This window comes from Metabacillus sp. FJAT-52054, from assembly GCF_037201815.1.
GTDB lineage: Bacteria > Bacillota > Bacilli > Bacillales > Bacillaceae > Metabacillus_B > Metabacillus_B sediminis.
Map to the genome: position 1 here is coordinate 3045308 of NZ_CP147407.1, position 16569 is coordinate 3061876.

The window sequence follows — 16569 nt, forward strand, 5'->3', positions numbered from 1 at the left end:
CTCGCTGTCAGTTTAACCAGGCATTTAAAGGCTTAATCCTTTTGATGAGGAGCCAATCAATCAGAAATACAGCAATGATTGAGATTCCCACCAGCGGCATCACGATTCCCAAAACCAGCATGATAAAAAAGACGGTTCTCGTTACTTTTTTATTTTGAGCCGGGGCCACAAAACCCAGCTTGCCATTCGATTTTCTCTTCTTCCACATCACATAAGAACTGGAGGCAACGACCATAAGGCCGATACATAAATTCAGTCCGATTATCTGGTTAGCGATTCCGAATAAAGTTCCCTCATGAAACGCAATTCCAATGGAAATAGCTTTAGCCATCCATCCGTAGTCAGCAAACCGGACATCTGTCAGCACCTTCCCGCTGTACTGATCAATATGAAGCGTGGCATCCTTCATTGGATTCGGATTGGACGCAGCGATCGTATAAACCCCTTTTTTTCCTTCAGGAAGTGAAATGCTGTAAGGCTTTTCAACTTTCTTGTGAGACGCGATTGCCTGGATATCCTCAACCGTTAGGGTTCTGCTTCCACTGTCAGAAGCGGGAACTGGCTGATTTTCTGTTGCCCAAGGTACATCTTCTGCTACATCCTTTGTTTTTATGTCAGATTCAGGGGTTCCCATAAAACTGAATGCAAAGGGAGGATAGCCAGTATTGGTTGCTGTAGCGGCTTTATTAATTTGCTCCCCCATTACCCCTGACCATGGAAGGCCTGTTGCAATTAAAACCAGTATACCTAGTGAAAGCCAAAAGGCGGGGACTGCATGCAAATCTCTCCAAAATGTCCTTCCCCTCGCATTAAATCTTGGAAGAACCGTTCCCCAAATCGATTGTTTGTTCCGAGGCCACCATATATACAATCCGGTAGCGAGCAAAATGACTGCCCAGCAAGCTGCAAGCTCCACAAGACGGTTTGCAGCGGTTCCTCCGACAATAAGCTCACTATGGAGTTTTTTGAAGAGTTCCGTAAATTTTTCCTCGGCTGCTAGAGAACCTTGTATTTTTCCGGTATAAGGATTTATGTAAACCGATTTTGCCGATACTTTGGTCATCACATTGATTTCAGTCGTTCTTGCAGGATCACCATAGAACTTAATCGCTGTAATCGTACTTTCCGGATATTCGTCCTGAACGCGTTTTATTTGTTTTGCTGCCGTTATTTCTTTTCCAGGCGCCTCTTGCTGTACATAATAAAGATCTTTATATAGTACAGATTCAATTTGAGGCTTAAACAAATATACGCCTCCGCTGAATGCTAGAATGATCAGGAATGGTGCAAATATGATTCCAGCATAAAAGTGCCATCTCCAAACCGTTTGATAAATAGAGCTTCTTTCTTTTTTACTTTCTTTTTCTTTGCCAGGATCCAACTTCAGAGCTTCCATCCTATTCCCTCCAGCGGTTTATTCCTAAGGCTTTGTCTCCGAATGTACCAGGTGATTTTTATGTTCCTCATGTGAACCCCCTTGGCTGCAACCCGCTGCCGATAAAAAAAGGATGATAATAAATGCAGCAAGTCCCAATTCTTTCATGTGATCTCCTCCATCCTTATCTACGCTAATGAATACGTTCCCAATTATAAATTCTTATTTCCATGGGATGATGACTCTAAAGAGTGATTTGTATAAGATATCCCTACTGAAATGTGACGAAAATGCTAAAATAGAAGCAACTCTGCTGAAATAAGGTGAAAATTTGACATACAAACAAATCAAGTGGATGATCCTAATTCTCCCGACGGCCGCTATCGGTCTATGGGAATATATTAGGCATGCCTTTTTATTACCGTACTTATCGATGGACATGGGAAATCTATTAACCCCCGCTATTGTTTTTGCAGCAACCATTTTCTTTCTATTGAAATTATTTTCGATGCTTGAAGGGATCCAGGAAGAATTGAAGATGGAGAGGGCAAGAAAAGCAGCCCTGATTGAAAGGGAGAACCTTGCAAGAGAGCTTCATGACGGTGTTGCCCAATCTTTATTTCTTCTTTCGGTAAAATTAAATAAATTCGGGAAGAAAACAGGCATTGAAAAACATTCTGAATTTCAGGATACGAACCAAACATTGAAAGAAATTTATGAAGATACACGGCGGGCGATTGAAAACTTAAAGCAGCTGCCTGATCCTGAACTGTTCAGCTGGACAAAATCCATTCAGCAATACTTATCAGAGCTTGAAAAAAACCACTCAATGGAAGTAGATTTCCAATGGGACATTAAGGAAGAGAAGCTTTCCGCTAAAGAAAAAATAGAACTTTTTGCTTGTATAAAAGAAGCTGTCATGAATGTGATAAAACATGCACAGACAAATAGAGTTTGGATTAGCGGACAGGAATCCTTGAAGGGCTGGACATGTGAAATTCGGGATAACGGAGTTGGTTTTCCAGCGGAGCCTATTAATATGGAGAATGGATTTGGTCTGCAGATTATGCAAAGACGTGCTTCGGAAATGAACTGGAGGTTTTCAAAAGAGGAAGGAAATAAAGGAACGAGGATTCTTCTTGAAAAGGAGTATAAGTAAATGCAGCCATTTCGTATAGTAGTTGCCGATGACCATAGTCATGCCAGGGAAGGAATTCGGATCATCTTAGAGGAATACAGTGATTTTATCATTGTGGGAGAAGCTCAGAACGGCGAAGAGGCGATTCTAATGACGGAAAAGCTAATGCCGGATATTATCCTGATGGATATTCAAATGCCTGTGATGGACGGTCTTGAAGCAACCAAAATCATCAAAACAAAATTTCCATATGTAAAGATTGTCATGATTACCGTATCTGATGATGTGACGAATTTATTCGATGCATTAAAGCATGGGGCTCAAGGATACTTGCTCAAAAATATACAATCCGGGGATTGGTATGAATACCTTAAAGCGTTCGCATTGGATGAAGTGCCGATGTCCAAAGAAATCGCGTTTCGTATATTAAAGGAGTTTCCTCAAAACAAGCCTGAAGCTGATGTCAATCCTACCCCTCTGTCCTCCAGGGAACTCGAGGTCCTTCAGCTCGTCGCAAAGGGGCTGCCGAACAGAGAAATATCAGATAGGCTTTTCATATCGGAGCATACAGTGAAGAGCCATTTAAAGAATATTCTAAGCAAGCTTCATTTGGAAAATCGCGTTCAGCTTACCCATTATGCATTTAAGCAGGGGTTAATTGAGTAAAAAATAAACCAACCAAGACTCAAATAAAGACAGGAGGTAAAAATGAAACGAGGGATCAGTTTCGAAATCCCCAATGAATACGGAAGATTTCTTATGAATGCATTAATGTCATTTGAAATATCTGAATTCGTATGGACTAGCGGAGGCGAAGAATCATATTTAGTAAAGGGAGATGAGTTACAGGAACCTCTTTTCCCAGACGAGGTAAGCAGGATGGATGGCTTACTTCTTAGAGAACTTTTAGAAGAAAATAAATATTATCTCATCTTTGTAAATTTACAAGCCTTTCCCAAAGGCGAAAGTTCATTACGTGTTGAGACGTATGAGGAATTTGTAAACAGCAATTGTCAGCTCGTACTTTTAGTCTTTGATTCTGTATATGTGGAAATTTATTGTAAAGACAATATAAGACTTGAAAGCTTGTATCAAAATGCAAAATTAAGATGTTTTAATAATCTTCACTATATAACGGACAAAAACGATATAAGAACTAGACTATCCGTGTGGTAGCAGCTAATTTATATTTAATAAATCTTTGCTCAAATACCGCGTACTTTTCTTCATAGGAATTAAATTAAAGACCAAAAAATACCGTTAGTTTTAAATATAAACGCAATTATTTAACATATCCTTTTAAAAGAAGGAGAAAGCCGGTATCGATCATCTCGATACCGGCTTTTAATTTCACAGGAGGATGATCTTGTTCTATGCAACCAATGCTACCTTTTTTTCTTTTTGGAGTTGTCTGCAGCCGCTTTACTTTTAATGACGCTCTGAAAAGCAACAAGAACACGAACATTTTTGTCATCGGTTTGGATAACCTCTGAAACTTTTCCTAATTTCCCTTTAATTTTCAAGTCTTCTCCAACGCTTGGAACTCTTTTAAGCATCTGGCTCAATACAACGTTTTTACCGTCAAAAAAATGAACCGTAGTCAGCATGATCTCACCTGCTTTATATGAATAGGATTAGAAAAAACATCTATTTCCTTCATATAAACTATAAGTTTAGCGTGCTGTTTAGAACCATAATTCGTTATAGATTTGACTTGAGAAAAGTTTAAGAAAGGGTGTCCATTAAGTCCGTTTTAATGCTCACTCCCCTTTTTACAATTTGATTGATTTGGCTGATTTCTTTAGAACGAACTTATTTTCACAAAGCTCTGTTAAACTTGGCTGTTGATTTCCGTTGCAGGCGCTCGCTTTCCGCGGGGCGGACGGTGAGCCTCCTGATATGAACGAAACTTTCAAGAGCCCCCTGCAACCTAATGTTTTACTTTGTTTTTGAACAGCTTTAAGAAGAGAAGCGTATTTCGCTTCTTTTTTTGTGTTTTATTTGACAGGCAGCGACTGAATATAATTCCTTTCTTGTTTATAGAATAGACAGGAAGGACACGGTACGAAGGCAAAAATTTCAACGGCGGTTAGCACTCTAATATTCGTGGGTTCTCACATTTTATCTTTCCGTATAAAGGACTTTTCCACAAACTCGGGACGTGCGTTCATCCACATGGGACTAGCACAGAGGAGGCGCGTGGATTTTCCTTTCCGGTTTTACTCTTTGCCTTCGAGCCCTATTCTCCCTATTCTATTTTGAATCGGTCTACAACACGTCAGGATCACGACATCTTTTTACGATTCTGGGACATCTTCGACTTCTTGCATCACGGCCCAAATAAACCCAGCTAACTCTCTCGCTACAGCTGTTATGGCTTTACTGCTCTCTTTTCCTCTGGATAGTAAGCGGTAATACTTTTGATGAAGGCGATTTTGTGCTTTCCAGGATATGGCCTGAATGGTCGGAGATTGTCCACTTTGTCTTCGTGCCAATTCTCCTTTAACCGCAGGCTTATATCGGTAACTCCAAGCGGCTTCGACCAATAACCGTCGTACATGCCGATTTCCTGTCTTGGTTATATTTCCTTGCCGTCTGCTTTCTCCACTCGAATATTCGCTTGGAATCAACCCGACATACCCCATGAAGTGATTAGGGGTTGGGAATCGTTTAAACGAACCTATTTCTGCCACAACACTCGAGGCGGTGACAAGGGCAACACCTCTCAAACATTGGAGGGCCTGAATTTTCCGGGCATGTACCCCTTCATTTGAGTGAACCCGAATTTCTTCTTCCAGCCTTAAGAGTCTTTGACCGATTTCTTTAAGCTGATAATAGTACTCCTGAAACGTAACCCGCAAAGAAGAATTCTCAAAATGAAGGGTATCCAGCCATCTGAAGTACTTGTTGGTCCACTTATTTACACCTGCCGGTGGCTTAATATCGTTGCGTAGTAAAAATTTGCTTAACCGGTGTTTCACCCTTAACTCATCCTCTTTCACATCTTCCCGGCAACGTACCAGATCCCGAAGGGCTTCGTCTTCTGGAGTAGGAACATAAACGGACGTTAACTCCCCAGCCCGATATAATTGAGCCAGACGAACAGAGTCTCGGCGATCGGTTTTAATTCGATCTCCAGGCCTTTTCGGAATAAGAGTTGGGGCAATCACTGAACAATGAATGTTCAATGTTAGTAATAGTCTGTATAACGGATATCCGGTAGGACCGGCTTCATAACAGACACGAAGGGACTTTGGGCTGCCCAGCTTCTTCATCAATTTTTTTACGGCTTCAGGCGTATGAGGAATGACCCCCCAGTATCTCGGTGCTTCCCGTCCTTCTTCTGCGACCGCAACGGCAATATTTTCTTTTGATACGTCTAAACCTACGTATTTAATGGTATCCTGCATAATAGCTAGCTCCTTCCGTAATGTAGCTCTGATTTGGTTTTGTTTTGTTTGACAAAAACAGTCTAACCAAATCAACCTACGATTTTACGAGTAAGGGGCTAGTTTCGTTCATGATAACTCGCCGCTTTGCGCCTGCGGGGTCTCACCTGTCCCGCTGCTCCCGCAGGAGTCTCGCGCCTTCCACTCCAATCAACAGGTGTTAAAAATCAACATCAGGCTTTAACAGAGACTTTCACAAAGAAAACCCCCGGTTTGCTTCAATTCAAAGCATACCTGGGGTTTTCCAATTCATATTATTGTTTCGGTACGGTTTCGCCTTTCCATTCAAGCATGCCGCCTGTCATATTAACTACTTTGTAGCCCTGCTCCTGAAGGAAAGCAGCGACATTTTCGCTGCGGCGTCCTGAGCGGCAAATAAAGATGTACTCTTTTTCTTTATCAAGCTCTCCTGCTCTGGCCGGAATATCTCCCATTTTAATATGCTTCGCTTTTGAAATGATGCCTTCTGCTACTTCCTCGTCTTCGCGCACATCAATTAATTCAATATTTTCTCCGTTTTGAAGCTTCTCCTGTACTTCTGAAGGTGAGATTTCTTTAATCATAACTGCATTCAGCTCCTTATCCATAATATCTTTATTATAGCAGGCGGGCATGCGGGGTGCGAATCGTCGGATTTTGCAGGAATTCTGCAGCTTACTGGTGAATAGACGTTCTATACAGGAGGGGATGATGTGAAGGAAATAGATAAACGAAACCGTTTGGATGAGAAGCCCTTCAGTTTTCAAATTGCAAAGAATCAGTCGGTCTTTCTTTTCTATAACGGAAAACAGGTGAAAATATTAAAGGGGGGCGAGGCGGAGAAGTTTTTAGCCCGATTAAATCTCGCCAAGGAGGAACACGAGATTCAGCTGATTCTGGCAAAGGTGACTGGTAACTTTAAACGGGGAAACGAGCGCAGAGAATAAGATCTATAATAAAAAAGTGTCTGTCCAGTAAGTCCGATTTAAAGCTTCTAGACCTTTTTACCTCTTGTTTGCTTTGGCTGATTTCCGCTCCAGGTTGCTCAGCGACCAGCGGGGCGGGCGGTGAGCCTCCTGATATGAACGAAACTTTCAAGAGCCCCCTGCAACCTAATGTTTTACTTTGTTTTTGAACAGCTTTAAGAAGAGAAGCGTATTTCGCTTCTTTTTTTGTGTTTTATTTGACAGGCAGCGACTGAATATAATTCCTTTCTTGTTTATAGAATAGACAGGAAGGACACGGCACGAAGGCAAAAATTTCAACGGCGGTTAGCACTCTGATATTCGTGGGTTCTCACATTTTATCTTTCCGTATAAAGGACTTTTCCACAAACTCGGGACGTGCGTTCATCCACATGGGACTAGCACAGAGGAGGCGCGTGGATTTTCCTTTCCGGTTTTACTCTTTGCCTTCGAGCCCTATTCTCCCTATTCTATTTTGAATCGGTCTACAACACGTCAGGATCACGACATCTTTTTACGATTCTGGGACATCTTCGACTTCTTGCATCACGGCCCAAATAAACCCAGCTAACTCTCTCGCTACAGCTGTTATGGCTTTACTGCTCTCTTTTCCTCTGGATAGTAAGCGGTAATACTTTTGATGAAGGCGATTTTGTGCTTTCCAGGATATGGCCTGAATGGTCGGAGATTGTCCACTTTGTCTTCGTGCCAATTCTCCTTTAACCGCAGGCTTATATCGGTAACTCCAAGCGGCTTCGACCAATAACCGTCGTACATGCCGATTTCCTGTCTTGGTTATATTTCCTTGCCGTCTGCTTTCTCCACTCGAATATTCGCTTGGAATCAACCCGACATACCCCATGAAGTGATTAGGGGTTGGGAATCGTTTAAACGAACCTATTTCTGCCACAACACTCGAGGCGGTGACAAGGGCAACACCTCTCAAACATTGGAGGGCCTGAATTTTCCGGGCATGTACCCCTTCATTTGAGTGAACCCGAATTTCTTCTTCCAGCCTTAAGAGTCTTTGACCGATTTCTTTAAGCTGATAATAGTACTCCTGAAACGTAACCCGCAAAGAAGAATTCTCAAAATGAAGGGTATCCAGCCATCTGAAGTACTTGTTGGTCCACTTATTTACACCTGCCGGTGGCTTAATATCGTTGCGTAGTAAAAATTTGCTTAACCGGTGTTTCACCCTTAACTCATCCTCTTTCACATCTTCCCGGCAACGTACCAGATCCCGAAGGGCTTCGTCTTCTGGAGTAGGAACATAAACGGACGTTAACTCCCCAGCCCGATATAATTGAGCCAGACGAACAGAGTCTCGGCGATCGGTTTTAATTCGATCTCCAGGCCTTTTCGGAATAAGAGTTGGGGCAATCACTGAACAATGAATGTTCAATGTTAGTAATAGTCTGTATAACGGATATCCGGTAGGACCGGCTTCATAACAGACACGAAGGGACTTTGGGCTGCCCAGCTTCTTCATCAATTTTTTTACGGCTTCAGGCGTATGAGGAATGACCCCCCAGTATCTCGGTGCTTCCCGTCCTTCTTCTGCGACCGCAACGGCAATATTTTCTTTTGATACGTCTAAACCTACGTATTTAATGGTATCCTGCATAATAGCTAGCTCCTTCCGTAATGTAGCTCTGATTTGGTTTTGTTTTGTTTGACAAAAACAGTCTAACCAAATCAACCTACGATTTTACGAGTAAGGGGCTAGTTTCGTTCATGATAACTCTTGGCTTCGCCACTGCGGGGTCTCACCTGTCCCGCTGCTCCCGCAGGAGTCAAGCACCTTCCGCTCCAATCAGCCATACCAGGATTGTTCAGAAATACGTGTAAAAAAACCCCTTGGATGCTCCATTCACGAAGCACTCAGGGGGTTTTTGGTTTCCATTATTTCCTCTATTCAGGACTTTTCAGACAGCCCCTAATACCTTTTCAGTTCGCAACGATATTAATCAATTTTCCAGGTACGGCGATTACTTTACGGATGGTTTTGCCCTCAAGCTGCTCTTTTACTTTTGCATCTTCAAGCGCAATTTTCTCCATCTCTTCCTTCGAAGCCTGGGCTGGAACTAGAAGCTTTGCTTTTACCTTGCCGTTGAATTGAACGACCACTTCCACTTCATCTTCCACAAGCTTGGACTCATCATACTGCGGCCAGTTTTCGTAGGCAATGGTAGCAGAGTGACCAAGCTTTTCCCAAAGCTCTTCCGCAAGATGGGGAGCGATTGGAGAAAGAAGCTTCACAAAGCCCTCCATATACTCTTTCGGAAGCTCAGTTGCCTTATATGCATCATTTGTGAATACCATCAGCTGTGAAATCGCCGTGTTAAAGCGTAGCCCTTCAATGTTTTCGCTCACTTTTTTCACGGTTTCGTGGTACACCTTTTCTAAAGCCTGATTTCCGCTGTTTGTAACCTTCGAAGTCAGTTTGCCGTCATCTTCAATCAGCAGTCTCCATACGCGGTCAAGGAAACGTCTTGCTCCATCCAGTCCTTTTTCAGACCAGGCGATGGAAGCTTCAAGCGGTCCCATGAACATTTCGTAAAGACGAAGCGTATCGGCACCATGGCTCTCAACAACTTCATCCGGATTGACGACGTTGCCTTTGGATTTACTCATTTTTTCATTATTTTCGCCAAGGATCATTCCTTGGTTAAACAGCTTTTGGAACGGTTCTTTCGTTGGAACCATGCCGATGTCGTAAAGGAACTTGTGCCAGAAACGGGCGTATAGAAGGTGAAGCACCGCATGCTCGGCTCCTCCGATGTACGTATCAACCGGCAGCCATTGTTTGATTTTTTCCGGATCCGCTAGATGGTTTTCGTTCGTTGGATCGATGTAGCGCAGGTAATACCAGCAGCTTCCCGCCCATTGCGGCATCGTGTTCGTTTCTCTGCGTCCTTTTTTGCCCGTTTCAGGATCTGTTATATTCACCCATTCTGAAATGTTGGCAAGCGGGGATTCGCCTGTACCGGACGGTTTGATTTCTGTTGTTTTCGGAAGCACAAGCGGAAGCTGGTCTTCAGGAACAGCGGACATGGTGCCGTCTTCCCAATGAATGATCGGAATTGGCTCGCCCCAGTAGCGCTGGCGGCTGAACAGCCAGTCACGCAGGCGGTATGTTACCTTCTTTTCGCCTTTGCTGTTCTCTTCCAGCCATTCAATCATTTTTTGAATCGCTTCTTCTTTCCCTAATCTGTTCAGGAATTCAGAGTTTACGTGCTCTCCATCACCGGAGTAAGCTTCTTTCGATACATCGCCGCCTTGAACGACTTCTTTAATCGGAAGCTCGAATTTCACAGCGAATTCATAATCGCGTTCATCATGGGCAGGTACCGCCATAATCGCCCCTGTACCGTAACTGATCAATACATAATCTGCCACCCAGATCGGCATTTTTTCGCCGCTCACTGGATTGATGGCATATGCACCCGTGAAGACACCGGTTTTATCCTTTGCAAGATCCGTTCTTTCCAGATCAGACTTGGATTTCACTTGATTGATATAAGCATCTGCCGCTTCTTTTTGATCAGCTGTTACAATCTTGCTCACTAGCGCATGCTCAGGAGCAATAACCGCATAGGTTGCACCGAAAAGAGTATCCGGTCTTGTTGTGAAAACGGTGAAGCTCTCATCATGTCCATCTACTTCAAAATGAACGTGAGCCCCCTCGGAACGGCCAATCCAGTTGCGCTGCATTTCTTTAATGCTCTCCGGCCAGTCTACTTCATCCAAATCTTCAATCAAACGATCCGCGTAGGCTGTAATTTTCAGCATCCACTGCTTCATCGGACGGCGTTCGACCGGATGTCCGCCGCGCTCGCTTTTCCCGTCAATGACCTCTTCATTCGCAAGAACGGTACCAAGTGCCGGACACCAGTTCACGGCAACCTCATCAATATAGGCTAAGCCTTTTTCATAAAGCTTGAGAAAAATCCATTGTGTCCATTTATAGTAATGAGGATCGGTCGTGTTGACCTCACGATCCCAATCATAAGAAAAGCCAAGTGCCTGGATTTGGCGTCTGAAATTGTTGATGTTCTGTTCCGTGAATACTGCCGGATCATTTCCTGTATCCAGTGCAAATTGTTCTGCAGGAAGTCCGAATGCATCCCATCCCATCGGATGAAGAACATTGTATCCTTGCATCCGTTTCATACGGGAAAGAATATCTGTCGCTGTAAATCCTTCCGGATGCCCTACATGAAGACCTGCTCCTGACGGATACGGGAACATATCAAGCGCATAAAATTTAGGGCGGTTCGGTTCCTCACCTGTTTTAAATGTCTTGTTGGAAAGCCAATGCTTTTGCCATTTCTGTTCGATTTTCTTATGACTGAAACTCATATACATCCTCCTTGTTTTCGCTGAACGGACATCGAGTACGCGGCCGTGAAAAATAAAAAAAGCTCCGTCCCTGTAAAAAGGGACGAGAGCTTTCTCCCGCGGTACCACCCAAATTAGTGTATACAAACTACACTCGCTTGACATTCGTAACGTGAATGCACGGCAGACACTACTGATTTCTTTCGCATCTGCAAACTCTAAGGCGAGTTCATGAACATTTGCTGCTGACTTGCACCTTCCGTCAGCTCTCTATGGTGCATCCTGTTCACTACTGCTCCTTGTCACCGTTCGACTATTTCATTCTAATGCTATTTTATAAAAAATTTGAGGGATATGCAAGCTGGTTGCGATTTTTTAAGGGAATGCTGTCAGCAAAGAGGCATTGCTTAAGGGAGAGGCGGCTTGTGACTTGGACAATTTTTGGTTGGGGGACCTTCAGGCTGTTCTTGCTGAGCGGAAAATTCAAAGCTTTTTAGTACGGCTTCCCCGCTGTATCCGGCGATGATGGATAGCAGGACTAATTGAAAAGAGGATTGCGGTTCTGAGGAGAGGACCAGCATGATGGCCGCGATCGTTCCAACTGCAAAGTCTTCATAGAATCCAAGATAGATAAAACGTTTCGTCATTCTCGGTTTTTCAAGACGCCCCCTTTTTTTTATGTGGCTAACAATCCCCATTATGCCTCCGATGATACTGGCAATTAAGATTTGAGCTGTCAATTACACCACCATTCCTTCTTTTTTATTCTGGCAAAGCTGAATAAAAAATGCAGATCGGCGGTCCCACGGGGATGGGAAAGGCTTTTTTATTTCTATTATACAAAATGAATGGGTAAACCGCCTGATTAATTGGAATTATTTTCTATATCGAACAAATGTACTAATTTGATATGGGATTCTCTATTTCAAAGACGTAAAATTCACTTTTTCTTTCTCGTATAGCTTGGTTTTAATTTTTCAGGATGTAAAATGTAACCACGGGATAATTTTTTTAGAAAACGGTCAAAATCCTTCGCTATTTCGATCTGGTTCCAATTCCAATTCTCATAATCTGTATATAAATAAACTACTGTGGGATGTTGATTGGTTTCATTATAGTCCAATGCAATCCAACTATGATAATCACCCCAAAGAATGATTATATGATTAGGCAGACCACACTCCTTAATCCAATGCTTAGAAGCAAGAATTCCTTTTTCTCCTTCAAAATCAATTCCATTGATCTCTGGAATAGTTATTCGTTCTTTATCTTTTTCTTCTAAAAAAAACTTAGGGTAATTTAACGTTCCGCCGTTCTTTACTTTTAGTAATTCTTTATAGGATGGAGGAAGTTTTACTCCTAACTTTTTCTCAGCAAGCCTAATATCTGCATCCGATACAGGTTCTTCGCCTTCAGCCCAAAAATCTATACAATTGTAGAGCTCCAAGCTATCACCTCTTTTTTATAGGATCAAAAGCTGCGGATACGGACTGCCTCTATTGAAAAGAAATGCCGGAGCTTATGCTATAAAACAAAATAGTGCCAACTTCTCTTTAATAGAAATCGGCACTTTATATATTCGCAGTAGGTTATCTTGACGCTTTTGGCGGCTGGCATGCGTCACATTTACGCTGGTTATTGTTTTTAAATTTTGTAAATGATTTTTCAAAGGTACTTCCGCATGCACATTTAAATTGCAGCTTTTGAGAAAAACCGTGATATTCCGTTGACAGCAGGGTGCTATCCGAATTTTTCTCAACAAAATCTCTAATTTTATCGATTGTCCATCGTTTATTCATTCTCTTACACCTCCATATTTTAGCGGAGGCTTTTCTCGGCATCCGTTCGTTTATTAGGTAAAGCCTAAAAGTTTATAAGCTGTTAATTATAATACCATGAGCTGGAGTCGAGTTAAACAGATAGAAATATCTGATTTAAACAACAACTCCGTAAGTAACCTGCCAATCTTCTAAATGTTAAATTCGCAAACATCTTTGGTTTGGAAATCAGTTCGACGGGGTTGATGGCGGCTCCAGGCTGCTCGCTTTCCGCGGGGCGGGCGGTGAGCCTCCTGATATGAACGAAACTTTCAAGAGCCCCCTGCAACCTAATGTTTTACTTTGTTTTTGAACAGCTTTAAGAAGAGAAGCGTATTTCGCTTCTTTTTTTGTGTTTTATTTGACAGGCAGCGACTGAATATAATTCCTTTCTTGTTTATAGAATAGACAGGAAGGACACGGCACGAAGGCAAAAATTTCAACGGCGGTTAGCACTCTGATATTCGTGGGTTCTCACATTTTATCTTTCCGTATAAAGGACTTTTCCACAAACTCGGGACGTGCGTTCATCCACATGGGACTAGCACAGAGGAGGCGCGTGGATTTTCCTTTCCGGTTTTACTCTTTGCCTTCGAGCCCTATTCTCCCTATTCTATTTTGAATCGGTCTACAACACGTCAGGATCACGACATCTTTTTACGATTCTGGGACATCTTCGACTTCTTGCATCACGGCCCAAATAAACCCAGCTAACTCTCTCGCTACAGCTGTTATGGCTTTACTGCTCTCTTTTCCTCTGGATAGTAAGCGGTAATACTTTTGATGAAGGCGATTTTGTGCTTTCCAGGATATGGCCTGAATGGTCGGAGATTGTCCACTTTGTCTTCGTGCCAATTCTCCTTTAACCGCAGGCTTATATCGGTAACTCCAAGCGGCTTCGACCAATAACCGTCGTACATGCCGATTTCCTGTCTTGGTTATATTTCCTTGCCGTCTGCTTTCTCCACTCGAATATTCGCTTGGAATCAACCCGACATACCCCATGAAGTGATTAGGGGTTGGGAATCGTTTAAACGAACCTATTTCTGCCACAACACTCGAGGCGGTGACAAGGGCAACACCTCTCAAACATTGGAGGGCCTGAATTTTCCGGGCATGTACCCCTTCATTTGAGTGAACCCGAATTTCTTCTTCCAGCCTTAAGAGTCTTTGACCGATTTCTTTAAGCTGATAATAGTACTCCTGAAACGTAACCCGCAAAGAAGAATTCTCAAAATGAAGGGTATCCAGCCATCTGAAGTACTTGTTGGTCCACTTATTTACACCTGCCGGTGGCTTAATATCGTTGCGTAGTAAAAATTTGCTTAACCGGTGTTTCACCCTTAACTCATCCTCTTTCACATCTTCCCGGCAACGTACCAGATCCCGAAGGGCTTCGTCTTCTGGAGTAGGAACATAAACGGACGTTAACTCCCCAGCCCGATATAATTGAGCCAGACGAACAGAGTCTCGGCGATCGGTTTTAATTCGATCTCCAGGCCTTTTCGGAATAAGAGTTGGGGCAATCACTGAACAATGAATGTTCAATGTTAGTAATAGTCTGTATAACGGATATCCGGTAGGACCGGCTTCATAACAGACACGAAGGGACTTTGGGCTGCCCAGCTTCTTCATCAATTTTTTTACGGCTTCAGGCGTATGAGGAATGACCCCCCAGTATCTCGGTGCTTCCCGTCCTTCTTCTGCGACCGCAACGGCAATATTTTCTTTTGATACGTCTAAACCTACGTATTTAATGGTATCCTGCATAATAGCTAGCTCCTTCCGTAATGTAGCTCTGATTTGGTTTTGTTTTGTTTGACAAAAACAGTCTAACCAAATCAACCTACGATTTTACGAGTAAGGGGCTAGTTTCGTTCATGATAACTCGCCGCTTTGCGCCTGCGGGGTCTCACCTTTCCCGCTGCTCCCGCTGGAGTCTCCCTGCCTTCCGCCGCCATCAACTAACCTTATTTTCGATTAATATTTAATTTCAAAAAGGACAAGGTTTACACTTTGCTGTAGCCTGGTTGTTTTCCTTCAAAAAATTTTTGTCCATTTTCTATAAAACTTCATTACTCCCAAACAATCGCCTATCAAAAAAGCCCAAGAAGGATCCAACATCCATCTCAGGCTTCTATTTACCCTTTCACCGTTTCGGCGGAAAGGTCTTGATTTGAAAGATATTTTATATTGCGGTCGTATATCATCGTAATGAAGAAGCTAATAACAAGCAGGCCAATCAGCACGGCAAACATGACCGGCATGTTGTACAAGTCTACTAAAATACCTCCCAACAGAGGGCCTACCATTCTTCCAGCGGTCGCTGTGCTGTTTACGAATCCCTGGTAGAAGCCTTCTCTTCCTTTTGGAGCGAGGTCATTTGCAATGGTAGGCACAGCAGGCCAAACGAGCATTTCCCCAATGGTTAAAATGATCATGGCAGTCAAGAATCCGGAGAATCCGCCTGCTGTTGCAGCGATGACGAAGGATACCATGAAGATTCCCATTCCAATCAGCATTTGGGACTTGAGCGTTTTTGCAAAGCGTTTAACAAAAGCAGAAAGCAAAGGCTGGCCAAGTACAATCATCAGTCCGTTAATCGTCCATAGGAGACTGTATTGCTTCAGGTCAATGTTCAGCGTTTGAGTATGTGCGGCAATTGTTGACTGCCATTGTACGTAGGCGACCCAGCAAAGCAGGTAGGCAATGGACAGGATGGATAGCGCGGTGAATTTTGTGCGGTCCTTCATGCCTGGTTTTTTTGTTACCAGGGCGGTCGGATGAATCGTTTGCCCTTGAATATTTCGGTATCCGAAAAATGCCACCAAAAAAAAGAGAACATACAGCAATCCGTTCGCCATAAAAATCCATTGAAATGAAATGGATGCAACCAGTCCGCCTAATGCGGAACCGATGGCTACCCCGGCGTTTTGTGCTACATAAATCGCGTTAAATGATTTTCTTCCGCCTTCAGGCCAGACACTGCCTGCTAGAGCATAGGTTGCGGGGAAAACAATCCCTGATCCGAATCCAACGATTGTAAGCAGAATAACGTAGTGCGGCCAGCCATGGAAAAAAATCATTCCAATCAAAGCTGCAAGCGTAATGATGATACCAAGCAAAATCGAGCGATAGCCTCCGATTTTATCGAACAAAACCCCGCCCGCTAAATTTCCAATTACACTAGCGCCTGCATTCAGCATAAGGATGACGCCTGCTACGGTCAGCGATTTTCCCAGCTCATCGTGTATATATATCGTATTAAGAGGCCATAAAAAAGAAGCCCCGGTTACATTTATGATCATCCCAATTACGAGAAGCCATAGGGAACGCGGCATACGAACCCCTCCTTCTGTATAAATCTTTCATTTCCATTAGCTAGTGTATGAGGTTTTGGCACGTTTTTCAATAGAAGAATGCTGGATGATTAAATAAAAAACATTTCAGATAATTGGAAGTTACAATCAGAGAAATCCCATTGATTTAGGTCGGTTTTTTC

At 43.0% G+C, this 16569-nt stretch carries 15 protein-coding genes and 1 other annotated feature; of the genes, 4 read left to right on the forward strand and 11 right to left on the reverse strand.

The window, feature by feature from the left end:
• Positions 1–7: 7 nt before the first annotated feature.
• The gene (locus WCV65_RS15775) at positions 8–1396 is read right to left on the reverse strand and encodes a PepSY domain-containing protein (RefSeq protein ID WP_338777757.1); all 1389 of its coding nucleotides are present in this window, start codon (positions 1394–1396) and stop codon (positions 8–10) included.
• 310 nt (positions 1397–1706) lie between these two features.
• Here WCV65_RS15775 and WCV65_RS15780 point away from each other — a divergent pair, with 310 nt between their 5' ends.
• The 3 genes from WCV65_RS15780 to WCV65_RS15790 are packed head-to-tail and all read left to right on the forward strand — an operon-like array spanning position 1707 to position 3689.
• Entirely contained in the window at positions 1707–2534 is an 828-nt protein-coding gene (locus tag WCV65_RS15780; protein ID WP_338777760.1) for a histidine kinase, read from the forward strand.
• Positions 2535–3179, forward strand: coding sequence for a response regulator transcription factor (locus WCV65_RS15785; protein ID WP_338777762.1), 645 nt, complete (start codon positions 2535–2537; stop codon positions 3177–3179).
• A 42-nt stretch (positions 3180–3221) separates the two neighbouring features.
• Positions 3222–3689 (forward strand): DUF2691 family protein, encoded by a 468-nt coding sequence (locus tag WCV65_RS15790; protein ID WP_338777763.1) that lies wholly within the window; start codon positions 3222–3224, stop codon positions 3687–3689.
• Positions 3690–3898: 209 nt separating this feature from the next.
• Here the strand turns inward: WCV65_RS15790 and WCV65_RS15795 are convergent, their stop codons facing one another.
• The 3 genes from WCV65_RS15795 to WCV65_RS15805 all read right to left on the reverse strand — a co-directional run bounded on the left by WCV65_RS15795 (position 3899) and on the right by WCV65_RS15805 (position 6525).
• Positions 3899–4120 carry a hypothetical protein gene (locus WCV65_RS15795; protein WP_338777765.1) on the reverse strand — a complete coding sequence of 74 codons (222 nt, stop codon included), beginning with the start codon at positions 4118–4120 and terminating at the stop codon, positions 3899–3901.
• A 690-nt stretch (positions 4121–4810) separates the two neighbouring features.
• The gene (locus WCV65_RS15800) at positions 4811–5923 is read right to left on the reverse strand and encodes an IS110 family transposase (RefSeq protein WP_338777767.1); all 1113 of its coding nucleotides are present in this window, start codon (positions 5921–5923) and stop codon (positions 4811–4813) included.
• Positions 5924–6216: 293 nt separating this feature from the next.
• Entirely contained in the window at positions 6217–6525 is a 309-nt protein-coding gene (locus tag WCV65_RS15805; RefSeq protein ID WP_338777769.1) for a rhodanese-like domain-containing protein, read from the reverse strand.
• A gap of 129 nt (positions 6526–6654) precedes the next feature.
• On the opposite strand from WCV65_RS15805, the gene WCV65_RS15810 reads away from it, so the two are divergent.
• The gene (locus tag WCV65_RS15810; protein ID WP_338777771.1) at positions 6655–6888 is read left to right on the forward strand and encodes a hypothetical protein; all 234 of its coding nucleotides are present in this window, start codon (positions 6655–6657) and stop codon (positions 6886–6888) included.
• A 532-nt stretch (positions 6889–7420) separates the two neighbouring features.
• Here the strand turns inward: WCV65_RS15810 and WCV65_RS15815 are convergent.
• From WCV65_RS15815 to WCV65_RS15845, 7 genes are all read right to left on the reverse strand, one after another.
• Positions 7421–8533: an IS110 family transposase gene (locus WCV65_RS15815; protein WP_338777767.1), complete on the reverse strand. Its 1113-nt coding sequence runs from the start codon at positions 8531–8533 to the stop codon at positions 7421–7423.
• A gap of 323 nt (positions 8534–8856) precedes the next feature.
• Positions 8857–11271, reverse strand: coding sequence for a leucine--tRNA ligase (gene leuS, locus WCV65_RS15820; RefSeq protein WP_338777773.1), 2415 nt, complete (start codon positions 11269–11271; stop codon positions 8857–8859).
• 75 nt (positions 11272–11346) lie between these two features.
• Positions 11347–11565, reverse strand: a binding site (T-box leader).
• Between the two features lie 92 nt (positions 11566–11657).
• A complete protein-coding gene (locus tag WCV65_RS15825; protein WP_338777776.1) occupies positions 11658–11990 on the reverse strand; it encodes a DUF4257 domain-containing protein in 333 nt (110 codons plus the stop codon).
• A 200-nt stretch (positions 11991–12190) separates the two neighbouring features.
• Positions 12191–12697, reverse strand: a complete 507-nt coding sequence (locus tag WCV65_RS15830) for an SMI1/KNR4 family protein (RefSeq protein WP_338777778.1) — start codon at positions 12695–12697, stop codon at positions 12191–12193.
• 142 nt (positions 12698–12839) lie between these two features.
• Positions 12840–13049: a hypothetical protein gene (locus tag WCV65_RS15835; RefSeq protein WP_338777779.1), complete on the reverse strand. Its 210-nt coding sequence runs from the start codon at positions 13047–13049 to the stop codon at positions 12840–12842.
• A 675-nt stretch (positions 13050–13724) separates the two neighbouring features.
• Complete coding sequence (locus WCV65_RS15840; protein ID WP_338777767.1) at positions 13725–14837, reverse strand: IS110 family transposase; 1113 nt, start codon at positions 14835–14837, stop codon at positions 13725–13727.
• A 371-nt stretch (positions 14838–15208) separates the two neighbouring features.
• The gene (locus tag WCV65_RS15845; protein WP_338777781.1) at positions 15209–16408 is read right to left on the reverse strand and encodes an MFS transporter; all 1200 of its coding nucleotides are present in this window, start codon (positions 16406–16408) and stop codon (positions 15209–15211) included.
• Between the last annotated feature and the right edge of the window lie 161 nt (positions 16409–16569).

What these genes read in the sequence shown, in the direction of transcription:
- WCV65_RS15775 (WP_338777757.1), bottom strand. Translation starts at nt 1,396, where the DNA reads ATGGAAGCTCTGAAGTTGGATCCTGGCAAAGAAAAAGAAAGTAAAAAA.
- WCV65_RS15785 (WP_338777762.1), top strand. Translation starts at nt 2,535, where the DNA reads ATGCAGCCATTTCGTATAGTAGTTGCCGATGACCATAGTCATGCCAGG.
- WCV65_RS15790 (WP_338777763.1), top strand. Translation starts at nt 3,222, where the DNA reads ATGAAACGAGGGATCAGTTTCGAAATCCCCAATGAATACGGAAGATTT.
- WCV65_RS15795 (WP_338777765.1), bottom strand. Translation starts at nt 4,120, where the DNA reads ATGCTGACTACGGTTCATTTTTTTGACGGTAAAAACGTTGTATTGAGC.
- WCV65_RS15800 (WP_338777767.1), bottom strand. Translation starts at nt 5,923, where the DNA reads ATGCAGGATACCATTAAATACGTAGGTTTAGACGTATCAAAAGAAAAT.
- WCV65_RS15805 (WP_338777769.1), bottom strand. Translation starts at nt 6,525, where the DNA reads ATGATTAAAGAAATCTCACCTTCAGAAGTACAGGAGAAGCTTCAAAAC.
- WCV65_RS15815 (WP_338777767.1), bottom strand. Translation starts at nt 8,533, where the DNA reads ATGCAGGATACCATTAAATACGTAGGTTTAGACGTATCAAAAGAAAAT.
- leuS (WP_338777773.1), bottom strand. Translation starts at nt 11,271, where the DNA reads ATGAGTTTCAGTCATAAGAAAATCGAACAGAAATGGCAAAAGCATTGG.
- WCV65_RS15835 (WP_338777779.1), bottom strand. Translation starts at nt 13,049, where the DNA reads ATGAATAAACGATGGACAATCGATAAAATTAGAGATTTTGTTGAGAAA.
- WCV65_RS15840 (WP_338777767.1), bottom strand. Translation starts at nt 14,837, where the DNA reads ATGCAGGATACCATTAAATACGTAGGTTTAGACGTATCAAAAGAAAAT.
- WCV65_RS15845 (WP_338777781.1), bottom strand. Translation starts at nt 16,408, where the DNA reads ATGCCGCGTTCCCTATGGCTTCTCGTAATTGGGATGATCATAAATGTA.